Here is a 19,442-nt window from a genome sequence, read left to right as displayed (position 1 = left end):
ACGCATTGCCGGCTTCTGTTCGCTGCAACGCTCGTGAATGCACAGCACACCAGGCCGACGCATTTCCTATTGAGGCGCGCTCGTCTGAATGGCCGCAGCAATCTCGCGGCTCACGCCGCCGAGCGCCCGGTCGCTGGCCGACACCAGAGCCTCGTAACCCGGCGTGCTCATCTCCTCACGCACAAGCGACTTTCCGGCAAGGGGCACGGCTTTGCCCGGGGGCAGCACAGTCCACAGCGCCTCGATCGTGACCGATTCGCCCAGCATTGCATCGAAACGCATCACGTCCACCCGCACGCGCCACGTACGCGTTGCGTCCAGACCGGTATCGAAGATCGACGCCCGTTGAGATCCGAGCAGCGTCGCCAGGTTGCCGGCGACCGCACGCGCGATGCCGCCCTTGAGCGGCTGCCCCCAGCGGGCAAACTCGTCGAGCGTCACCTGGTTACTACCGAGGCGCGTCACGATCTGCGGCCTGTCCAGTATGTCCGGCACGGTGACCGGACTCACCACCACGTTCACCGGCGTAGCCGGCGTAAGCGGCCCGAGCGTGCGGTCAGGGCCGAGCGTGTAGAAGCTCGCCGTAGCCGACCTGCCGCACGCGCCGAGCAGCGAGCCTGCGAGCACCGGCAGCACGATTAGTGCGGCTAACATCGCGACGATAAACAAAGGCCCGCGTCTCATGGCTGTTCCTCCCGCTTGCCGCGCACCAGCGCCTCGGGGTGGCGCTCGAGGTAATCCGCGAGCGTGCGCACGGCGGCCGCCGTTTGCGCGAGCTGATTCATCGCGTCGCCGACATTCTGTTGCAGCGCCGAGTCCGGCTGCAGCGCGCCGTTCGCGGAAGTCATGGTTCCCTGCGCTGCGGTCAACGCGTCTCTCGCTGACGGAACCACGTCCTTGTCGACATGCGTAAGCAGCGAATTCGCGCTTTGCAGGGTTGCTTGCGCGTTCTTGCCGATCGCCTCGAACGGAATGGTGTTCAGTTTCGCCACGAGCCGCGACATGGAATCCTGTAGCGACTGCAGCGTGTTGGGAACGGTCGGGTATTGAGGTGGATTTTTGTTCCAGTCTATTTTGCTCTTCGGGGCATCGGGGAAGAAGTCCACTGCGAGGTAACGCTGCCCGGTCAGCAGATTGCCGGTTCTCAATTGCAGGCGCAGGCCTTTGGAAACGAGGTAATCGGCGAAATCGCGCGTGTTCTTCACCACTGGTCCGCCCGTCGGTCCACTCTCATAACGGTTCGTGAAGCGTTCGGGATAGAAGGCGACCTCCACCACGATACTGAGCTTTCTCGCCTCGCGGTCGAACCGCGTATAGATGCCGCTCACCTCGCCGATCGTGATGCCGCGAAAATCGAGCGGCGCGCCGACCGTCAATCCACGCACCGAGTCGTCGAACTCGGCGACGAACCGGGTGACAATGCGGTCTTGCCGCTTCATGGCTTCGCCGAGGTTCTCGAACAACGTGAATGATGCGCCGGCCGCGGCCGGCGGCTCGTTAAGCGAATGCTCGAGCGTGTCGAAAGCGACGCCGCCCACCAGGATCGACACGAGCGATTGCGTGTTGATCTTCACGCCATTGGTGTCCAATGCAATGTCCACGCCGCTCGCATGCCAGAAGCGCGTATCGGGTCTCACGAACTTGTCGTACGGTGCATTGACGAACACGTGCAAGGTCACGCTTCTGCCATCCGGATCGAGAGCGAAGGATGTGATCTGTCCCACCTGCAACCTGCGGTAAAAGATCGGCGTGCCGGCATCCACCGAGCCCATGTCCTTGCTTTTGAGCACGAAAGCGCGCCCTGGAATATCGCTTGCGATGACGGGCGGCGTCTCGAGCCCGGTGAATTGCTGGCGCGCCTTGGGCGAACCTCCCGCATCCATTCCGACGAACGAACCGGAGAGCAGCGTGCCAAGGCCCGATACCGTGCCGCCGGAAATGCGCGGGCGCACGACCCAGAAACGCGTGTCGTCCACGAGCAGATCGGACGCATCCTTCACGACCTCGGCGGTCGCGATCACATGCTTGTGGTCTCTCGACAAACTGACTTCCTTGACGACGCCGATATCGACGTCGCGGTATTTGATCCTGGTCTTGCCCGCCTCCAGCCCTTCGCCAGTGATGAATGTGATGGCAATCTTCGGCCCCTCGTCGAGAACCGCCTTCACGGCCAGCCATCCGCCGATCAGCACGGCGACGATCGGCACGAGCCATACGACTTGCAGCCGCCAGCGTGCGCGCGGCGCAGCCACGGCCTCCGGAAGATCCGGCAGCTCAGGTGTGTTTCCGGATTCCGGCATGATCTTGCGTGGCCTCGTCCCAGATCAGACGCGGGTCTAACGACATGGCGGCGAACATGGTCAGTACGACGACCGCGCCGAACGCGACGGCGGCCGGTCCTGCCTGGATCGTGGCCAGCGCCTTGAACTGGACAAGAGCGACCAGCATGGTGATGACGTAGATATCGAGCATCGACCACCGTCCGACCAGTTCGACCACCCGATAGATGCGCGCGCGCTGTTCGGGATTCCAGCGCGAATGAAACTGTATCGAGAGTGAGAGAAACGCGATCGCCAGTATCTTCAGCATCGGCACCGCGATGCTCGCGATGAACACCACGAGCGCGAGCAACCACGAGCCCGACGTCCAGAGATAAACGACGCCGCTCATGATGGTGTCTTTCGCGGCCCCGAAAAGCGAACTCGTGTACATGACCGGCAGCACGTTGGCGGGAACGTACAGCACCATTGCAGCGAACAGAAACGCCCAGGTGCGCGCGAGGCTGTCCTGCTTGCGACGATGCACCGAGGCTCCGCAGCGCGGACACGACAGCTCGTGCGCATGGGCGGGCGCCCTCGCAAGCAGGCCGCAGTCGTGACATTGCACCAGCCCGCACTCGGCCGCGCTCAGCCAGCCGCGCAGCACGGAACGCTCGCCGGACGCGTTGCTGCCGCCCTGCTCCAGCGCGCCGATGCGCAGCCACAGGCTGCGTGGATCGAAGGCCGCGCCCACCGCGGCGAGCGTCAGCGTGAGCGCGCCGAACGACCACAGGCCGATGCCCGGAACGACGCTGGCAATGTGGGAAAGCTTGACGAGCGCGACCAGCAGTCCAAGGATCAGCACCTCGATCATGCCCCACGGCTGAACCAGACGGGACAGCCGGAACACAACGCCGGCGGCCCACGGCACGCGATTCAAACGCAACGGCACGAGCAACCACAGCACCGTCGCAATGTGCAGGATGGGCGTGAGAATGGTGGTGGCGAAAACGAGCCCGGCGATCGGCCACATTCCGTCCCTGTACAGCACGCGGACCGAGCCGATCAGCGTGGTGTTGACCAGCGTGCCGTTCACCGAGAGCCCCACGATCGGAAACGAGTTGGCGATCACGAGCAAAACGGTCGCGCCTAACGAGAGCGCGAACGCGCGGCCGAGCCAGTCAGCCCGATTGCGGTAAAGCTCGCCATGACAGCGCCGGCACCGGAGCACGCCGCCTTCGGGAACACCTGCATCCCGTTGCAGCAGGTCGCATTCGTGACAGGCGAGAAGAGTGGCGCGCGTCATCGTTGGGCCTCGGCTGTCGGCGCGCCCGCTATCGGCTGCTGGACGGCGGGCGGCTGCGTCAGTTCCTGTGCCTTGATAACCCAGCCGCCGCCCATTGCCTTGTACAGATTCACGAACGACGTCAACTGGACGCCCTGCGTCTGCGTGTAGCTCAACTGCGCGTTGAAGAGACTCCGCTCGGCGTCGAGCACCTCGATGTAACTCGTATATCCGCCTTCGTAGCGCAGCCGCGCGAGGTGTGCGTACATGGCGAGCGCGTTCACCTGGTCGCCCTGCACGCTCAGTTGTTCGCCCGACTTTTGCAGGTTGATGAGCGCATCGGAGACTTCCTGGAACGCGACCTGAATCGCCTTTCGGTAGGCGAAAAGCGCTTCCTGTTGCCGTGCCTCCGCCTGATGCACTTGCCCTTCGATATTGCCGGCCGTGAAGATCGGCAACGACACCGCACCGGCGAACGACCATATGCGCGCGGGTCCGGAAAACAGGCTGGCGAAGTCGGTGCTGAGCGAGCCGAACAGCCCGGTCAGCGAGATCGACGGGAAATACAGCGCACGCGCTGCGCCGATCAGCGCATTCTGTGCGACCAGATTCTGCTCGGCCTGCAGCAGATCGGGGCGGCGTTCGAGCAGATCGGACGGCAGACCGGACGGGATTGTCGGCGCGGCCAGCGCATCGAGATCGTGGCCGCGCACGATCGGTTCGGGATTGCGTCCCAGCAGCACGGCGAGCGCATCCTCCTGCACTGCAATCTGCGCTTCGAGTTGCGGAAGCGTCGCGCGGGCCGCCTGATATTCGGACTGGCTCTGCGCCAGTTCCAGTTGCGATACCTCGCCGCCCTTGAAGCGCAACGTGAATACGTTGACCGAGTCGGCGCGGCTCTGCACGGTCGCTTTGGCAATGTCCAACTGTTTGTCGAGGCTGCGCAGATTGATGTAGGACGAAGCGACGGAAGCCACGAGAGAAAGAATCGTCCCGCGGCGGCCCTCTTCGCTGGCGAGGAGATTCGCGCGCGCGGCTTCGCTTTGACGCCTGATTTTGCCGAACAGATCGATTTCCCACGACGCCGACACACTCGCATCGACCTGGTTATAGACGGCGCCGACACCGGCCGGCAGCGGCACCGCGCCGCTCTGCGACGCGCGCTGGCGCGACGCATCGAAGTTGGCTCCCACTTGCGGAAAGAGCCCGGAGCGAGTCGTCACGAACTGACCGCGAAATTCTTCGACGCGCGCAGCGGCGATCTTGACGTCCAGGTTATCGGCGAGCGCCGCGGCGATCAGTTCGTTCAGAACGGGGTCCTGAAACTGCTCCCACCAGACGGTGTTCGCGGTCTCGGCGGTTTGTTCCATGCTGAAGCGGAACGTGGCCGGCACCTCGGTTTTTGGCCGCTCGTAGTTCGGCCCGAGCAGACAGCCGTAGAGGCTGGTCAGCACAAGAACCGCGAGCAGGCGCTCGAATGCCGGTCCACGCATGTCAGTCGTCCTCGTGCCTGGCTGAAGGCGTGGCGTTGGGCGCACCGGGACCGCCCGCAGCGGGCACCACGGGCACCACAGGCGTCACCGGCACCGGAGTGCCGGCGTCCGCCCCCGGCTTGGTCTTCGGTCCGCTCTTGCGTGACGACCACGATTCGAGCACGTAATAGAACATTGGGATGAAGAACACCGCGATAACGGTTGCGCCGAGCATTCCGCCGATTACCCCGGTGCCGATCGAATGCCGGCTGTTCGCCGACGCGCCCACCGCGATGGCGAGCGGAACGCAGCCGAGAATGAACGCGAGCGAGGTCATGACGATCGGGCGCAGCCGCTCTTCGGACGCGCGCACGGTCGCATCCAGGACCGACGCGCCCGCCTCCCGGTTGATCACCGCGAACTCGAAGATGAGAATCGCATTCTTCGCCGCGAGCGCGACCAGCATCGTGAGACCGATCTGGAAATAGATGTCGTTTTCGAGGCCGCGCATCATGATCGCGAGGAATGCCCCGAATAGCGCAAATGGAACCGCCATCAGCACGCCGACCGGCAGCGACCACTTTTCGTACTGGGCGGCGAGGATCAGGAACACCATGATCAGGCCGAAGATGAACACCGCGCCGGAGGTCCCGCCGGACTTGCGTGCTTCATAAGCCTCACCGCTCCATGCTACGCCGTAGCCGGCGGGCATCTGCGCGGCGAGTTCTTCCAGCGTGCTGATCACCTGGCCCGAGCTGTAGCCGGGTGCCGCATTCGCCGTGACCAGAACCGCTGGGAAATTGTTGAAACGGGTCAGCAGATCCGGACCCGTGACGTATCGGTAAGTCGCGACCGCCCTCAGAGGAATCATCGATCCGCTCTTGCCGCGCACGAAGATCTGATCCAGATCCTGAGGCCTGAGGCGGTACACCGGATCAGCCTGCAAGATGACCTGCCACAGCCGGCTGGAGCGGTTGAATTGCGAGACATAGAGGGAGCCGAACATCGTCTGCATGGAGCTGTAAATGTCTTCAATCGGCACGCCGAGCGTCTGCGCCCTCTCACGGTCCACCTCGACCAGCAACTGCTGCGACGAAGCGTTGAACGTCGTCGTGACGCGCGAAAGTTCGGGGCGCTTGCGCGCCTGTTCGATGAATTGCTGAACGACGCCGGCGAGCTGATCAATCGTCGCGTCGCCCTTGCTCTGTATCCAGACTTCGGTTCCGCCCGTTGTGCCGAGGCCTGGAATGGATGGCGGATTGACCGGAATGACGAGCCCGGCCGTCACTTTCGACAAGGTCCGGTAAGCGTCCGTCAGCACCGCTTTTGCGTTTTGCGTGCTGCGGTTCGCGCGCGTGTAGCGCTCGTCGAAACCCTTCAGGCCGACGAAAAAGGTGCTGGCGTTATTCTTGTTCTGCACATCCAGCAAGCTGTAACCGTCGACCGTGGTGATGCTGCCGACCGCCTCCTGCTTCATGAAGTACTCGGTAACCTGGTCGGATACGGAGGCCGTGCGATCCAGGCTCGCGGCATCGGGCAACTGGACCGCGCCGAGCAGATAGCCCTGGTCCTCGGGCGGCAGGAACGCACCCGGAATGGCTTTAACGATCACCACGGTCAGCGCGATCATGCCCAAAAAGATCAGCAAGCCTAGTACGAAGCGCTTGATGATGAACTGGATCGCGCGCGAATAGCCGCTTGTCATTCGCGCGAACGCATTCTCGAACCAGCGGAAAAAACCCTTCTTCTCCTTGTGCGTACTCTTGAGCAGCACCGCGGCCAGCGCCGGCGACAAGGTCAGTGCCACGAGACCGGAGATGACCACCGAGATCGCAATCGTGATAGCGAACTGCTTGTATAACTGACCGGTGATTCCGCTCACGAACGCCACTGGCACGAACACCGCGCACAACACGAGCACGATCGCAATGACCGGTCCCGCAACCTCGTCCATCGCCGCCTTGGCAGCTTCTTTCGGAGGGAGCTTGTGGACCGTCATGTTGCGCTCGACGTTCTCGATCACCACGATCGCGTCGTCAACCACGATGCCGATCGCGAGCACCATCCCGAAGAGCGTGAGCATGTTGATCGAGAAACCCAGCAGCGCCATGCCCATGCACGTCCCGACAATCGAAATCGGCACTGCCAGCACCGGGATGAGCGTCGCGCGAAGGCTTTGCAGGAAGATGTACACGACGATCACGACCAGCACCAGCGCTTCGAAGAACGTGTGGATCACGTCGGAGATGGACGCTCGCGTGAACTCCGTGGTGTCCATCGCGATGTCGTATTTGATGCCCTCCGGGAACGACTTGCTGAGTTCCGCAAGACTCGCACGCACCTGCTTCGACACATCGAGCGCGTTTGCGCCGGGTTGCTGATAAACCGCGATGATCGTGGCGGGCTTGCCCTGGAAACGGCTGCGGATCGAATAGTCTTTTTGCCCGAGTTCGGCCCTGCCTACGTCCTTCAGCCGCACGATCGCCGAACCTTCGCTGGCCGCGCGCAGGATGATGTTTTCGAACTGCGCCGGCTCGGCGAGACGGCCGCTCGTCGTCACCGCGAACGACTGTTCGACGGGCGATCCCGTAGGCGACTGCCCGATGCGGCCGACCGCGAACTGCTGGTTCTGGTTCTGCACCGCGGTTTGCACATCGGTCGCCGTGATGGCGAGCTGCGCCATGCGGTCGGGCTTTAGCCACACTCGCATCGCGTAGTCAGGCGTACCGAAGATGCTCGACTGGTTGGCGCCGGGAATGCGCTTCAGTGCATCGAGCACATAGATGTTCGCGTAGTTCGCGATATACGTGCTGTTAAAGCGCTGGTCCGGCGAATAGATGGCGATGACCATCATGAATGCCGACGACTTCTTCTGCACCTGGACGCCCTGCGCCTGAACCGACTGCGGCAGCTGCGGCAGTGCCAGGTTCACGCGGTTCTGTACGTCGACCTGCGCGAGTTGCGGATTGGTGCCGATTTCGAAGAACGCGTTAATGGTCAGATTGCCGGTCGACGAACTCGACGAGTTCATGTAAATCATGTTGTCCGCGCCGTTCACCTGCTGCTCGATCGGTGCGGCCACATTGTTCGCGACGACATCGGCGCTCGCTCCCGGATAGGTCGCGGAGATCGTGATCTGCGGCGGCGTGATATCCGGATACTGGGCGACGGGCAATGAGAACATCGTCAACGCGCCTCCCAGCGTGATGACGATGGAGATCACGGACGCGAAGATCGGCCGGTCGATGCAGTAGTGGGAAATACTCATCGTTGCCGTCCTTTATTGCGTGCCGCCGGCGCTTGTCGGCCGCTGGACGATTTTTAGCGGCACGCCGGCCGTCACGCGGATCGCGCCGTCGACGACGACACGCTCGCCGGCCTTCAGTCCGTCTGTGATGAACCAGTCGTCACCTTGCCATTCACCGACTTCGACGACCCGCTGATGGCCCTTCGATTCGTTGTCCACGACCCACAGAAAGTGGCTCTTCGAGCCTTGCAGCACCGCGCGCTGAGGCACGAGAATCGCGTTGGGCCGGATCGCGCCGGCCACGCGCGCGCGCACGAATTGTCCGGGACGCAGGACGGACTTCGCATTGTCGAACACGGCCCGCACGAGGAAGGTTCCCGTCTCCGTGCTGAAAGCAGGATTGGCAAAGTCGATGGAGCCTTGCTCCGGATACACCCCGCCGTCGGCCAGGACCAGCGACACCGTGAAGCCGTTATTTGGAGGGAAGCGCAGACGTCCGGTGGCAATCTGATCGCGGTATCTCAGCATTTCATTCTCGGAGATGCTGAAGTTGACCCACATCGGATCCAACTGATAGACGGTCGTCAGCAATCCCGATTGCGTCGCCGTGACGTAGCTGCCATCCTGTTGCCGCGCGAAGCTCGACAGGCCGGTCAGCGGCGATTTGATCGTCGTATAGCTGAGGTTCAGATTCGCGGTGTCCACTTCGCCTTTGGCGGCGATGACCGCTGCCGCGGCTTGCGCTTCGCCGCCGACCGCGTCGTCGAGATCTTTTTTGCTCAACGCGTTCTGCGCCACCAGCGGTTGCACGCGCGCCAGATTGGCCTTTGCCACCTGGTGCCGCGCCTGCTGCTGCGCCAGTTGACCTTTTGCGGTACGCAGCGCGGCCTCGAACGGCTTCGGGTCCATCAGAAACATGGTCTGCCCGGTCTTCACCAGCGAGCCCTCGACGTACGCGCGCCGGTCGAGAAAGCCGTCGACCCGCGCGCGTATCTGAACTTCGCGCGAGCTCTCTGTCTGCGCGGTGAATTCAAACTGCACAGGCGTGTCGCGCGGCGTCACCGTCATCACAGTGACTTCGGGCGCACTGGGTTGCGGCAATGCCTCGCTCTTGCCGCAGCCCGCGACGAGCGCGAGCAGCGCAAGAGCCAGCATCGACATCAGCAACGGGATCAGCAACTGCCGCAGTGTCGACTGCGAATGCCGGATAGGCCCAGCATCGTCGGGCGTGCCCGTCAGCGCTCGAGAAAGACGCACCGGCAGCCCTGGCAGCAAGCAGGTAACGGAGGCAGTATTCATCGCATGCTCCGGCTAAATGCGTCCGGGGTCTTTATCACCGTATTCTCCGGATGGCGTCAGCGCGGCTGACGGCTGCGGGAATTCCAGTTTGGTCATCGCGCAAAGGCAGGGCAATGGGACTTTGGTCTCATATCGCGGCGCGTGCGCCTCTGCGTAGCAGACGCGGCAACAGCGGCGTCAGGGCGTGAGCGGAATGCCCAGCGCCATCTGGACCGTGCGGATCAGGACCGAACCGTTGAATGGTTTGCGCAAATAGCCGACTGCGCCTGCGGCCAGAACCTGCTCCCGCACGGCGGCATCGTCGTGAGCCGTTATGATGACGACGCGAATCAGACTTCCCGCCAGCCGGCGCTGCACATCGAGTCCGCTGATGCCGGGCATCTGAACGTCGAGAACCGCGCAGCCAGGACGGAATGACGGAACCGACGACAGCCTGTCGAGGAACTGTTCCCCTGTGGTGAAGACCTCGGCCTCCATGCCAACCGACCTCAGCAGGCGCTTGATCGCCCTTCCGACCGACTCTTCATCGTCGACCACGGCCGTTGTTGGTGTGGCATTACCCATATGGTGTGTCGGACCTTTCAGACGGTGCGGCAAAAAGGCGATTGAGTAGAGAAGCGTAGCCGTCCGGCGCGTAGACGGAAATAGGACTTTGGTCTCGTGCCCTGACGGATTGCGAAGGATTGCGAGGAATTGCAACGATTTGCGGTTAGGCAGAACGCCGGTACACGGATGACACGCGTGCGTTCCGCTAGCGCCCGGGGTCTGCGCTCTGTGCCAAACGAGCCTTCTCGGCAAGACGGACGAGCTCAGCAAGCGAACCGGCTTTCATCTTTTCCATCACACGTGCGCGATGGATCTTGATGGTCTTTTCCGCCGCTCCCAGTTCGCTCGCCACCTGCTTGTTCAGATAGCCTTCCACCACGAGCATCATCACCTCGCGCTCGCGCGGCGTAAGCTGATTCAGGCGGCTATGGATGTCGGCGAGTTCCGCGCGCGCCGCGAAAATGCGCCGTGCCCTTTCTAGCGCACGCTCGAGCACGTCGAGCAACACGGCGTCATGGACAGGCTTCGGCAGGAAGTCAGCCGCGCCGGCCTTCATTGCATCGATGGCGGAATCCAGGTCGCCATGACCGGAGATGACAATGACCGGCACGCACTCGTGCAACCGGCGCTGGAGCGCGAGTCCGCTCAGATCGGGAAGTTGCAGGTCCAGCAACAGACATGCCGGAGACGCTTCCAGATCGGCGTCTTCGATAAACGCTTCCGCACTGGCGAACGTTTCCACGCGATGCCCCGCGGAGCGGATCAGTCGTGCCAGAGCAGTACGGACGTGTTCGTCGTCATCGACGATGAACACCACGGGAGCGGAAGCGTTCACGACGTATAGCGAGAACCGGATGCCAGGCCTTCAGCGCCGCCCGCCGATGGAAGCAGGATGTGAAATGTTGCACCCCCATCATCGTTGTTGTCGGCCCACAGACGGCCGCCATGCATCGAGATTATCGAACTGCTGATCGACAGGCCAAGGCCGAGCCCATGCATCTTCGACGTGAAAAAAGGTTTGAATACGTCGCCGACCTGGTCCGCATTGAGCCCCTGCCCCCGATCGTTCACGGTGATGCTGACGCCTGCCTGCTGAGGCGCTGCCCTGATTCTCACCGACACCACGCGATGTTCCGCACTGCACTGTTCGACGGCGTCGAATGCGTTTTGCAACAGATTGATCATCACCTGCTGCAACTGCGTGTTGTCGCCGCGTACTTGCGGCAAATGCTTCTCGACGTCGAGCGTGACGCTTACGCCAAGTGCGAGCGCACTGCGGCGCATCAGGTGGGTCGCGCCGCGCACGAGGGTGTCGATCGCGAGCGGCCGCGTTTCGGGCGTCGCGCCTCTGACCAGCTGGCGCAGTTTGCGAACAATTTCAGTGGCTCTGAAGCTGTCGTCGACGATGTCCGCGAGCGCTTCCCGCAAATTGTCAGGGTCGCTTACGGGCGACTGGAGAAATCGCTGCGCCGCCTGCGCGTTGCCGAGAATCGCGGTGAGCGGCTGATTGATTTCATGCGCGAGAGCCGCCGCCATTTCGCTCAGATCCGACACCCGCGCGGGTTGCACACTCTTCAGGTCGTCTGCGGTGGCGTGCGCGTGTTCGCACGGATCGACGATAGTCACGATCCACGGCGATGCGCCCGCTTCATATCGCGTGCATTGCACGCTGACCGGACGCTCGCCGCCGTCCCTGCATCTGGCGACCGCCATGCGTCGCACGCCTGCGGTCCCAGCGCGCGAACCCGGCACGAAGGCGCCCGAGGGTATGGCCTGCTTATCTGTGTCGTCGGCTGTGTGATCGGCTGTGTCGTGCGCTGCGTCGTCCGCGGTGTCGTCCGCCATGCGCGGACACAACTGCATGAAGGACAGGCTGCACAGTTCGTTTGTCGTATACCCGAACAGCGCCGCCGCCGGTTCATTGACCTGCATGACCCGATAGTCGTCATCGACGACCATCACCGCAACAGGCATCGCATCCAGCAGCGGCCTCAGATCGGCGCCTGCGTAGGCAGACGGCGCGTCGTTCGCGCGGCGGTGCCACCAGGGTATATATCCGGCTAGCACAGCGCTCAATCGGCTCGCCCGTCCGGCTTGAGCTACCGCGGAATGCCTGTGCGCGCGTGTGCTGCGCGGGTCCCGACGCACGGCATTCTGACCCGCTGCCGACCGGTCGCGAGGGAGGTGGAATCCTGCGTCGTGCAGATGCATGGGTGTCCTAATTGTGCCCGCCATAAGCTCGAGCGCTGAACCGGAAGCGGCGGCGCGAACCCGCCCTGGAGAAATGAGCCGCTCAACTGCTGCCACGACTTCGGACACTACGTTGCGATGATGATGCCTGAGACCATTCATGATCGAACTCTCCGTAGGATGCCTTACGGTGTCGAGCAGCAACGTCGATTTGCAGCAGTTTGCAGCCGATGCTTGCCGCGTGGCCGCGAACCTTCTCGCTGACGAGCCAGCGCACCGACCTGTGAATTCAGCAGTGATCCACTAATAGCGAAGTATTCGACCGCGGGCCCGGCTAAGACGATGTTCCGTCTGCGCGTCTTTTGAGAAAGATATACTTAAGCGTAATGAAATGACAGGCTTGTTGTCAGATTTTCCCTAATATTTGACTGACCCTCGATCTCGACCAAGTAAAAAAGACTGAATGATTCACCGGGTCTATTGAGGCTGTCCGCACATAGCCTGAACGCCGTTGGAATGACGTGCCGCATTGCGTTTCAGGGCTGGAATACGGGCATGAGCCGCCGTCACACCGCCGAAGTTCGCAGCGCTGATATATCGTGCGCAAGTCGTCTGGATACGCAAACCGTATAACCCGTGTCAGAATTTTTCGGGTACATATTTATACGGATAAGCGGGCTCCTGATAGCTCTTCGCCTTCTGTCGCGACGGCAATTGAATTGCTTCGCGTCGCACGGGCTCATACGGAATCTGGCTCAATAGATGGCTAATGAGATTCAGGCGTGCCCGCTTCTTATCGTTCGAAATCACGACATGCCACGGTGCGAATTCCGTATCGGTCATCGCGAACATATCGTCGCGGGCGCGTGAATAATCGTACCAGCGCCGGTACGATTCGATGTCCATCGGAGAAAGCTTCCAGATCTTGCGCTCGTCCTTGATGCGCGCTTCGAGCCGCCGCGTCTGCTCCTCGGGACTCACCTCCAGCCAGTACTTGAGGAGAATCACGCCTGAATGAATAATCGCGCGTTCGACGAGTGGCACGACGCGCAGAAACTCCTGCACCTGTTCATCGGTGCAAAAACCCATGACGCGTTCGACGCCCGCCCGGTTGTACCAGCTTCGGTCGAACAGCATGATTTCTCCCGCTGCTGGCAGGTAGGGCAGATAGCGCTGAATGTACATCTGACTCTTTTCACGCTCGGTGGGTGCAGGCAGTGCGACGACCCGGAAGACGCGCGGACTGACGCGTTCTGTAATCGCTTTAATGGTGCCGCCCTTGCCCGCGCCATCGCGGCCCTCGAAGATCACGCATATTTTCGCGCCGCTTGCTTTCGTCCATTCCTGAAGCTGGACCAGTTCGACATGAAGCCTCGCAAGCTCCTTCATATACGCCTTGTTGTTGAGCTTGCGCGCACGTCCGGCGTCTTCGACGTTGCTGGCATCGGCCATTCTGGACATAGTGTCGCCTCCATATTCTGTGCCCGCGCGGCACCGCTTGCCTTCTCGACTATCGACGCCGGATAAGACGCGGGCAATAGGACCTTAGGCCGATGTTGGCGAGCGGCCACCATGATCCAATGCATGGCGTAGCCGGTTCAACGCAGCGCGCATCCGTCGATAGCGCAAATAGCCGCGCCGAAGAAGCCGTCAGGTAATGAACAATGAACAATCGGTAAGAGGTGTTCATGGAGCAGGATAAGCGTGTGCCGTTGCTCAATCTCATCGATCGCGTCTCCGAAATCCTGTTCGGCCTCCTCATGGCCGTGACAATTATGGGCTCCGTATCGATAGCTTCCACCTCGCGCGACCCGGCCCGTGCGGCGAGCATTGCCGCCCTCGGCTGCAATATCGCGTGGGGACTTGTTGACGCAGTCATGTATCTGATGCGGACCGCGACCGAACGCACGCGGATACGCCGGATCGCACACAAGGCGCTCGGCGCGGACGCGAACGGCGCACGCCGACTGATTGCCGATGAATTGCCGGAGCACGTGCGGGCCATTACGGGCGACGACGAACTCGAAGGTATGCGCAGGCGTTTGCAGACGATCGAGCCGCTTCGTCGTCACGCACTCGGGCCGCGGGACTTTGTCGAAGCCGCCGGCATCTTCGCGCTAGTGGTCATTGCCACTTTTCCGGTGGTCGTCCCTTTTCTGCTGTTGAGCGACGTGAAGGCCGCCATGAACACGTCACGGGTAATCACCGTCGCGATGCTGTTCGTGCTTGGCGTCGCGCTTGGCCGCTACGCGGAATATCTGAAGCCGCTGCGCACGGGCCTTGCTATGGCCTTGCTCGGCGTCGTGCTCATCGCGGCGGTGAAAGCGCTGGGAGGTTAGCGTGGCTGCATCGGGACAGAGGCCATGCGGAGAAACCGGCGCATTAGAGCGACCGCCGTGCGCGTGTAGGACTTTGGTCTAATTGCCAGGGTCAACTGCCGCCTTCAGGATCAAAGCGATGGCGAGCCGCCCGCCGCTGATCCCGCGCTTGGCCCGAGAGCCGCCGTATAGTGGCGGCGTCAACCTCATGGCCCGACCGATGAATTGACGGACACTCAAGGAGCGCATCATGGCCGATCTCTGGATAGGAAACGTCGAAGAGAGCACTTCGGACGACGAAATCAGGGACTTTCTCATCAAGTACGGATTTCCGCCGTTTGACCAGGTCATGCGCTATCACGGAACCGGAGCACGGCCCGCGCTCGTGCTCACCTTCCACGACACTCCGCCGGACGCATTGCGCCGCCTGCAGTCCCGAATCCACAACATGTTCTGGAAGAGCCGGACCATCGTCGCGCAGGTCATGCCGGAGCACGACGACAGCTAGGAGAAGCCGCGCACGTGGCGCGGCGCGTTCATATCGTCAGCCGGGTCACTTTGGCGCCGTTGACCGACGCATCGGCCATCAGACCGACATTGGTCAGCACGAGCGCCACGACTTGCGACGACGCGGACGTCGTATCGATAGCCCCGTTCGCACCGACCTTGGCGATCGAAACGCCCACATCGCCACCCGCCGACCAGCCCGCCGAGCTTTGGAACGCCGCGAGCGAATCCTGGGTCATGAAGAGGAAAATGACCGCGGTCGACTGTGCCCCTGCCTGGAACCCAAACGACGCTCCCGCCACGCTGAAGTAGCCGGCCGTCTTGCCGCCGGAACGCAATGCGCCCTCGCCATACTCGGCGCCGACGATAAACGCCGCCTTCTTCACGTCCGGGAACACGAGGATGCCTTGAGCCTTCGACATGAGCTCGCGCGAACCTTGCACCGTCGATGACAGCCGGCTCAACGTGCCATCGACGCTCGCATCTATCGCCTGGCGCTTCGAAGCATCGGTCTCGCCACTCTTGCCGCTGCTGGACGTCATCGTGCAACCGGCAAGAACCAGAGTCCCGGCGGCCGCGGCAGCAGTAGTCGTCAGCACAAAATGCCGTCTGTTCATTGTTCACCTCCATAGTGTTGCCGTGGCGAAACTTTCCGTGCCCGATTACATGATGTCATGGCGGCTGACTCGGCGAATCGGACTTTGGTCTTACAGCGCGCTCGTATCCGCGTCGCGGGAGGCGCGCAACTCGTTGCGTCGCTTAGGATCCCTCTTTCGCCTCATTTCACCGAATATCCTCGCCCTTGCATGCATGCGGCCCACGCCCGATCATAAGTATCGATAGCCCCTTGCGATTGAGCCTGAGTGGAGGCCGCTGCAGCCCGTTGATTGTTGCGAGCCCGCGCGCCGCCGGCCATCGTGCCACCCGCTGCACCGATTGCGGCGCCCTTGCCCGCGTCACCGGCAATCGCGCCTATCGCTGCGCCTCCAGCGGCGCCGCGCGCGGCGCCTCTAACACGCTCGCCGCCGCCGACCGCAGGTCCCGAAGGTGGTGGCGGGCTGGTGTTCACCGTCGCTGGATCGATGCCCGTGTTGCTCTTGGCCCACGAATAGCATGCGCCGTCGTCCTTCTGCTGCTGTTGCTGGCTTTGCCCTTTGGCGGGATAGGCAACCGGCTTGGCCTGCACGGCGGAGCCAAACAACACTCCGCTCGCAAGCACCGCGCAAAAGCAGCGTTCCCTGTAAGTGTTCACAGCGACTCCTCGATTGGGCGCGCGATGACGGCATCGGGCTGCATCTGCCGGTGCGTGCCGCGCCGTCGGATACAGCGGCCCGCATGCGGCGCCGTCGACGCATATCGTCATGGACGCTGACGAACCTCACCGCTGCGCCGAAGCCCATCGACCGTCGGCCGCCGTCAGCGTGTCTGTGCGACTCGTCCCTATCCGTCACGCACTCGCGCAGGTCGCGCAGGCGCGCCGCGAACCTGGGAACGCACAGTCCTGCTTCGAAGATTGTGTCGCCTGCCGGGCGAACACAATCGGACCATGGTCGTATCCGTTCGACGATGCCATCGGACAGCCGCAATCTGCACCAGGACCAAAGTCCGATGTGCACCGGTTCTCCCCCGCACTATGCTGAACAATCGGTACATGATCGTCGCCGTGAATGGGTGACGCCCGGACGGCTCTGTTCGCGCCCCGCTACGAGCTCGAACCGGCTCCGCGAAAGGAGACCTCGCGATGAGCGACCCGCCTCGCCCACAGCCATCCATGTTGAACCCGGAGCGTGTCGCCGGCTGGCGTGCGGTATTTCCCGTCGCGCAGTGGCTTCCTGCCTACCGCGCCGAGTGGCTGAGGCACGACGCGATTGCGGGCGTGACGCTTGCGGCCTACGGCATTCCAGTGTCGCTCGCGTATGCAACGCTTGCCGGGTTGCCGCCCCAATACGGCATCTACTGTTATCTGCTCGGCGGCCTCTGCTACGCCATCTTCGGATCCTCGCGGCAGCTTGCGGTCGGGCCGACATCGGCCATTTCAATGCTCGTCGGCGTGACGGTCGCGGGCCTCGCAGGTGGAGACCCTGAGCGCTTCGCGTCCATCGCGGCGCTGACGGCAATACTGCTGGGAGCGATGTGCGTCGTCGCATGGATACTTCGGCTCAGCTCCCTCGTCAACTTCATCAGCGAAACGATTCTGCTTGGATTCAAGGCCGGCGCGGCGCTCACGATCGCGCTCACGCAGTTGCCCAAGCTGTTCGGTGTCAAGGGTGGAGGCGAACAGTTCTTCGAGCGCATCGTCGTGCTCGCCCGGCAACTGCCCGATACGAATTTCACGGTGCTCGCGTTCGGGCTAGCCGTCATCGTCCTGCTGCTGCTCGGAGAACGGCATCTGCCGGGGCGCCCTGTCGCGCTGCTGCTAGTCGTGGCCTCCATCATCCTGATGTCGGTCACACCGCTCGCATCGATGGGCGTCAAGGTCGTCGGTGCGATCCCACAGGGCTTGCCCGCGTTTCATGCGCCGGGCCTACGCTTGCGCGACGTGGACGGAGTGATTCCGCTCGCCTTCGCCTGTCTGCTGCTCGCTTATGTAGAAAGCGTCTCCGCCGCGCGCGCCATCGCGCACACGCGAGGCTATGAGATCGATCCGCGTCAGGAATTGCTGGGCCTCGGCGCTGCAAATCTGGCGGCTGGCTTTTTTCAGGGTTTCCCCGTGGCCGGCGGACTCTCCCAATCGTCGGTGAACGACAAAGCCGGCGCAAGGACGCCCCTCTCGCTCGTGTTCGCTTCCGTGACGATCGGGCTTTGCCTGATGTTCCTGACAGGACTCCTCGCCAATCTGCCTAACGTGGTTCTCGCGGCGATCGTGCTCATCGCGGTTAAAGGTCTCATCGACATCGACGAACTGCGCCACGTATGGCGCGTCAGCCGCTATGAATTTCTCGTTGCGATGGTGGCTTTTGCCGCGGTGCTGCTGCTTGGCATTCTGAAAGGCGTCATCTTCGCCGTGCTCGTTTCCATGTTGCTGCTTATCAGACGCGCTGCCTGTCCGCACGTCGCGGTTCTGGGCCGCATTCCCGGCACGCGCCGCTATTCGGATATCGAGCGCAATCCCGACAATCAGCCAGTACCTGGCGCATTGATGTTCCGGGTCGAAGCATCGTTGCTCTACTTCAACGCCGACTATGTTCGCGCCACGGTGTGGGCACATATTCGCGCTTCCGCGCAGACACACTCGCTCGTGATATGCGATCTCTCCGCTTCGCCGTTCGTCGATCTTGCGGGCGCACGCATGCTGGCGGCGTTGCACGCCGAACTGGCAGCGGCCGGCATACGCCTGCGGCTCGTCAGTGCTCATGCAAGCGCGCGCGATATCCTGCGCGCCGAGGGAGTGGAACAACAGGTGGGTTATATCGGACGGCGCGTGTCGGTGGCCGATGTCATCGATGAGTGGCATGGCGTTGCCAGCGCCGGCGTTACCGCGCCGCCCAACTGACAGCCACAGGGAGGAACTGCAAACAGACAGAAGAAGGCGTCCAACGATCCGGCATGCCAATGCCTTGCTTGCCCTGCTTTGCACCTGGTGGTCCAAGGCATGGCGGATTCCCGGCATGTTCGGACTGTCAACGAAAGAGTGTCCTCACCCAATGGAGAATTCAATGAAGCACAGAACAGCGCTACTCATCGCCACGATGATCGCCATCGCCCCGACAGCGTGGGCACAGACGGAAAATGTGGAGACGATGAAAGCTCCCGGCCACGCCAGCATTAAAGGCACCAGCCGGATGACGGCGACCGTGGACTCCATCGATGCTGCGACCCGAACTGTCACGTTAAAAACGCAGCAAGGAAAAATGGTCGAAGTCGAAGTCGGCCCCGAGGCGCGCAACTTCGACCAACTGAAGGTAGGCGACGTGGTGACAACGGTCTACCGCGAATCGCTAAGCCTCAGTCTCAAGAAAAACGGCACTGAGCCCGCGTCGATTTCGGAACAGCCTTCAATGGAGCGCGCGGCCAAAGGCCAAAAACCCGGCGGCACATTAGGGCGACAAGTCACAATCGTCGCCGACGTGATCGCAGTTCACCCCAAAACCAAAACCGTCACGCTGAAGGGTCCGAAGGGCAACATAGTAGACCTCGTTGTCGAAGATCCGGAACAGATCGCGAACATAAAAAAGGGCGATCAGGTGGAAGCCGTATATACCGAAGCGCTTGCCATCTCGGTCGAACCGGCCGTCAAGAAATAGTGCTTTTGCGCTGACTTGGGGTCTCGCAAAAAAACGGCAAAGCCGACGAAACTACACCAAATAGGACCAAGGTCCG

The 19,442-nt window shown here is 62.2% G+C and carries 16 protein-coding genes; 4 read left to right on the top strand and 12 right to left on the bottom strand.

Translation table 11 applies throughout. The features are described 5' to 3' along the window. Positions 1–66: 66 nt before the first annotated feature. The 10 genes from P0D87_RS04445 to ppk2 all read right to left on the bottom strand — a co-directional run bounded on the left by P0D87_RS04445 (position 67) and on the right by ppk2 (position 13,758). Complete coding sequence (locus P0D87_RS04445; protein WP_006046783.1) at positions 67–684, bottom strand: PqiC family protein; 618 nt, start codon at positions 682–684, stop codon at positions 67–69. Further along, positions 681–2,300 carry a PqiB family protein gene (locus P0D87_RS04440; protein WP_006046782.1) on the bottom strand — a complete coding sequence of 540 codons (1,620 nt, stop codon included), beginning with the start codon at positions 2,298–2,300 and terminating at the stop codon, positions 681–683. Before P0D87_RS04440 ends, P0D87_RS04445 begins: the two co-directional genes overlap by 4 nt. Beyond that, entirely contained in the window at positions 2,275–3,564 is a 1,290-nt protein-coding gene (locus P0D87_RS04435; RefSeq protein WP_053859234.1) for a paraquat-inducible protein A, read from the bottom strand. Before P0D87_RS04435 ends, P0D87_RS04440 begins: the two co-directional genes overlap by 26 nt. Then, a complete protein-coding gene (locus P0D87_RS04430; RefSeq protein WP_053859235.1) occupies positions 3,561–5,036 on the bottom strand; it encodes an efflux transporter outer membrane subunit in 1,476 nt (491 codons plus the stop codon). The genes P0D87_RS04435 and P0D87_RS04430 overlap by 4 nt, the downstream gene beginning before the upstream one ends. 1 nt (position 5,037) lies before the next feature. Then, complete coding sequence (locus P0D87_RS04425) at positions 5,038–8,283, bottom strand: efflux RND transporter permease subunit (RefSeq protein WP_053859236.1); 3,246 nt, start codon at positions 8,281–8,283, stop codon at positions 5,038–5,040. A gap of 12 nt (positions 8,284–8,295) precedes the next feature. Then, complete coding sequence (locus tag P0D87_RS04420; RefSeq protein WP_006046778.1) at positions 8,296–9,561, bottom strand: efflux RND transporter periplasmic adaptor subunit; 1,266 nt, start codon at positions 9,559–9,561, stop codon at positions 8,296–8,298. 177 nt (positions 9,562–9,738) lie between these two features. Beyond that, a complete protein-coding gene (locus P0D87_RS04415; protein ID WP_029965773.1) occupies positions 9,739–10,125 on the bottom strand; it encodes a response regulator transcription factor in 387 nt (128 codons plus the stop codon). Between the two features lie 187 nt (positions 10,126–10,312). After that, on the bottom strand, positions 10,313–10,942 hold the full coding sequence (locus P0D87_RS04410; RefSeq protein ID WP_006046776.1) for a response regulator transcription factor: 630 nt from the start codon (positions 10,940–10,942) through the stop codon (positions 10,313–10,315). Beyond that, positions 10,939–12,174 (bottom strand): PAS domain-containing sensor histidine kinase, encoded by a 1,236-nt coding sequence (locus P0D87_RS04405; RefSeq protein ID WP_321175884.1) that lies wholly within the window; start codon positions 12,172–12,174, stop codon positions 10,939–10,941. The genes P0D87_RS04410 and P0D87_RS04405 overlap by 4 nt, the downstream gene beginning before the upstream one ends. A 762-nt stretch (positions 12,175–12,936) precedes the next feature. After that, positions 12,937–13,758, bottom strand: a complete 822-nt coding sequence (gene ppk2 / locus P0D87_RS04400; protein ID WP_053859238.1) for a polyphosphate kinase 2 — start codon at positions 13,756–13,758, stop codon at positions 12,937–12,939. A gap of 227 nt (positions 13,759–13,985) precedes the next feature. On the opposite strand from ppk2, the gene P0D87_RS04395 reads away from it, so the two are divergent. Continuing rightward, entirely contained in the window at positions 13,986–14,636 is a 651-nt protein-coding gene (locus P0D87_RS04395; RefSeq protein ID WP_053859239.1) for a VIT1/CCC1 transporter family protein, read from the top strand. Positions 14,637–14,865: 229 nt separating this feature from the next. Then, positions 14,866–15,123 carry an RNA recognition motif domain-containing protein gene (locus tag P0D87_RS04390; RefSeq protein ID WP_006046771.1) on the top strand — a complete coding sequence of 86 codons (258 nt, stop codon included), beginning with the start codon at positions 14,866–14,868 and terminating at the stop codon, positions 15,121–15,123. A gap of 28 nt (positions 15,124–15,151) precedes the next feature. On the opposite strand, the gene P0D87_RS04385 is transcribed toward P0D87_RS04390, so the two are convergent. Next, positions 15,152–15,739: a BPSL1445 family SYLF domain-containing lipoprotein gene (locus P0D87_RS04385; protein WP_006046770.1), complete on the bottom strand. Its 588-nt coding sequence runs from the start codon at positions 15,737–15,739 to the stop codon at positions 15,152–15,154. A 161-nt stretch (positions 15,740–15,900) separates the two neighbouring features. Next, positions 15,901–16,341 carry a glycine zipper family protein gene (locus P0D87_RS04380; RefSeq protein WP_044020158.1) on the bottom strand — a complete coding sequence of 147 codons (441 nt, stop codon included), beginning with the start codon at positions 16,339–16,341 and terminating at the stop codon, positions 15,901–15,903. Positions 16,342–16,863: 522 nt separating this feature from the next. Between P0D87_RS04380 and P0D87_RS04375 the strand changes: the two genes are divergently transcribed. Continuing rightward, on the top strand, positions 16,864–18,615 hold the full coding sequence (locus P0D87_RS04375; protein ID WP_053859240.1) for a SulP family inorganic anion transporter: 1,752 nt from the start codon (positions 16,864–16,866) through the stop codon (positions 18,613–18,615). Between the two features lie 163 nt (positions 18,616–18,778). After that, positions 18,779–19,366, top strand: coding sequence for a hypothetical protein (locus tag P0D87_RS04370; protein WP_006046767.1), 588 nt, complete (start codon positions 18,779–18,781; stop codon positions 19,364–19,366). Positions 19,367–19,442: the final 76 nt, after the last annotated feature.

The sequence above is a fragment of the Paraburkholderia sp. RL17-368-BIF-A genome, assembly GCF_046054045.1.
In the GTDB taxonomy this organism is placed as follows: Bacteria; Pseudomonadota; Gammaproteobacteria; order Burkholderiales; family Burkholderiaceae; genus Paraburkholderia; species Paraburkholderia graminis.
Note: the sequence above shows the minus strand (reverse complement) of the source record. Positions and strands in the feature narration are given on the sequence as shown.

Bases quoted from the DNA above. Each gene is read 5' to 3' on its own strand.
- P0D87_RS04445 (WP_006046783.1), bottom strand. From the start codon at position 684: ATGAGACGCGGGCCTTTGTTTATCGTCGCGATGTTAGCCGCACTAATC.
- P0D87_RS04440 (WP_006046782.1), bottom strand. From the start codon at position 2,300: ATGCCGGAATCCGGAAACACACCTGAGCTGCCGGATCTTCCGGAGGCC.
- P0D87_RS04435 (WP_053859234.1), bottom strand. From the start codon at position 3,564: ATGACGCGCGCCACTCTTCTCGCCTGTCACGAATGCGACCTGCTGCAA.
- P0D87_RS04430 (WP_053859235.1), bottom strand. From the start codon at position 5,036: ATGCGTGGACCGGCATTCGAGCGCCTGCTCGCGGTTCTTGTGCTGACC.
- P0D87_RS04425 (WP_053859236.1), bottom strand. From the start codon at position 8,283: ATGAGTATTTCCCACTACTGCATCGACCGGCCGATCTTCGCGTCCGTG.
- P0D87_RS04420 (WP_006046778.1), bottom strand. From the start codon at position 9,561: ATGAATACTGCCTCCGTTACCTGCTTGCTGCCAGGGCTGCCGGTGCGT.
- P0D87_RS04415 (WP_029965773.1), bottom strand. From the start codon at position 10,125: ATGGGTAATGCCACACCAACAACGGCCGTGGTCGACGATGAAGAGTCG.
- ppk2 (WP_053859238.1), bottom strand. From the start codon at position 13,758: ATGTCCAGAATGGCCGATGCCAGCAACGTCGAAGACGCCGGACGTGCG.
- P0D87_RS04395 (WP_053859239.1), top strand. From the start codon at position 13,986: ATGGAGCAGGATAAGCGTGTGCCGTTGCTCAATCTCATCGATCGCGTC.
- P0D87_RS04390 (WP_006046771.1), top strand. From the start codon at position 14,866: ATGGCCGATCTCTGGATAGGAAACGTCGAAGAGAGCACTTCGGACGAC.
- P0D87_RS04385 (WP_006046770.1), bottom strand. From the start codon at position 15,739: ATGAACAGACGGCATTTTGTGCTGACGACTACTGCTGCCGCGGCCGCC.
- P0D87_RS04375 (WP_053859240.1), top strand. From the start codon at position 16,864: ATGAGCGACCCGCCTCGCCCACAGCCATCCATGTTGAACCCGGAGCGT.
- P0D87_RS04370 (WP_006046767.1), top strand. From the start codon at position 18,779: ATGAAGCACAGAACAGCGCTACTCATCGCCACGATGATCGCCATCGCC.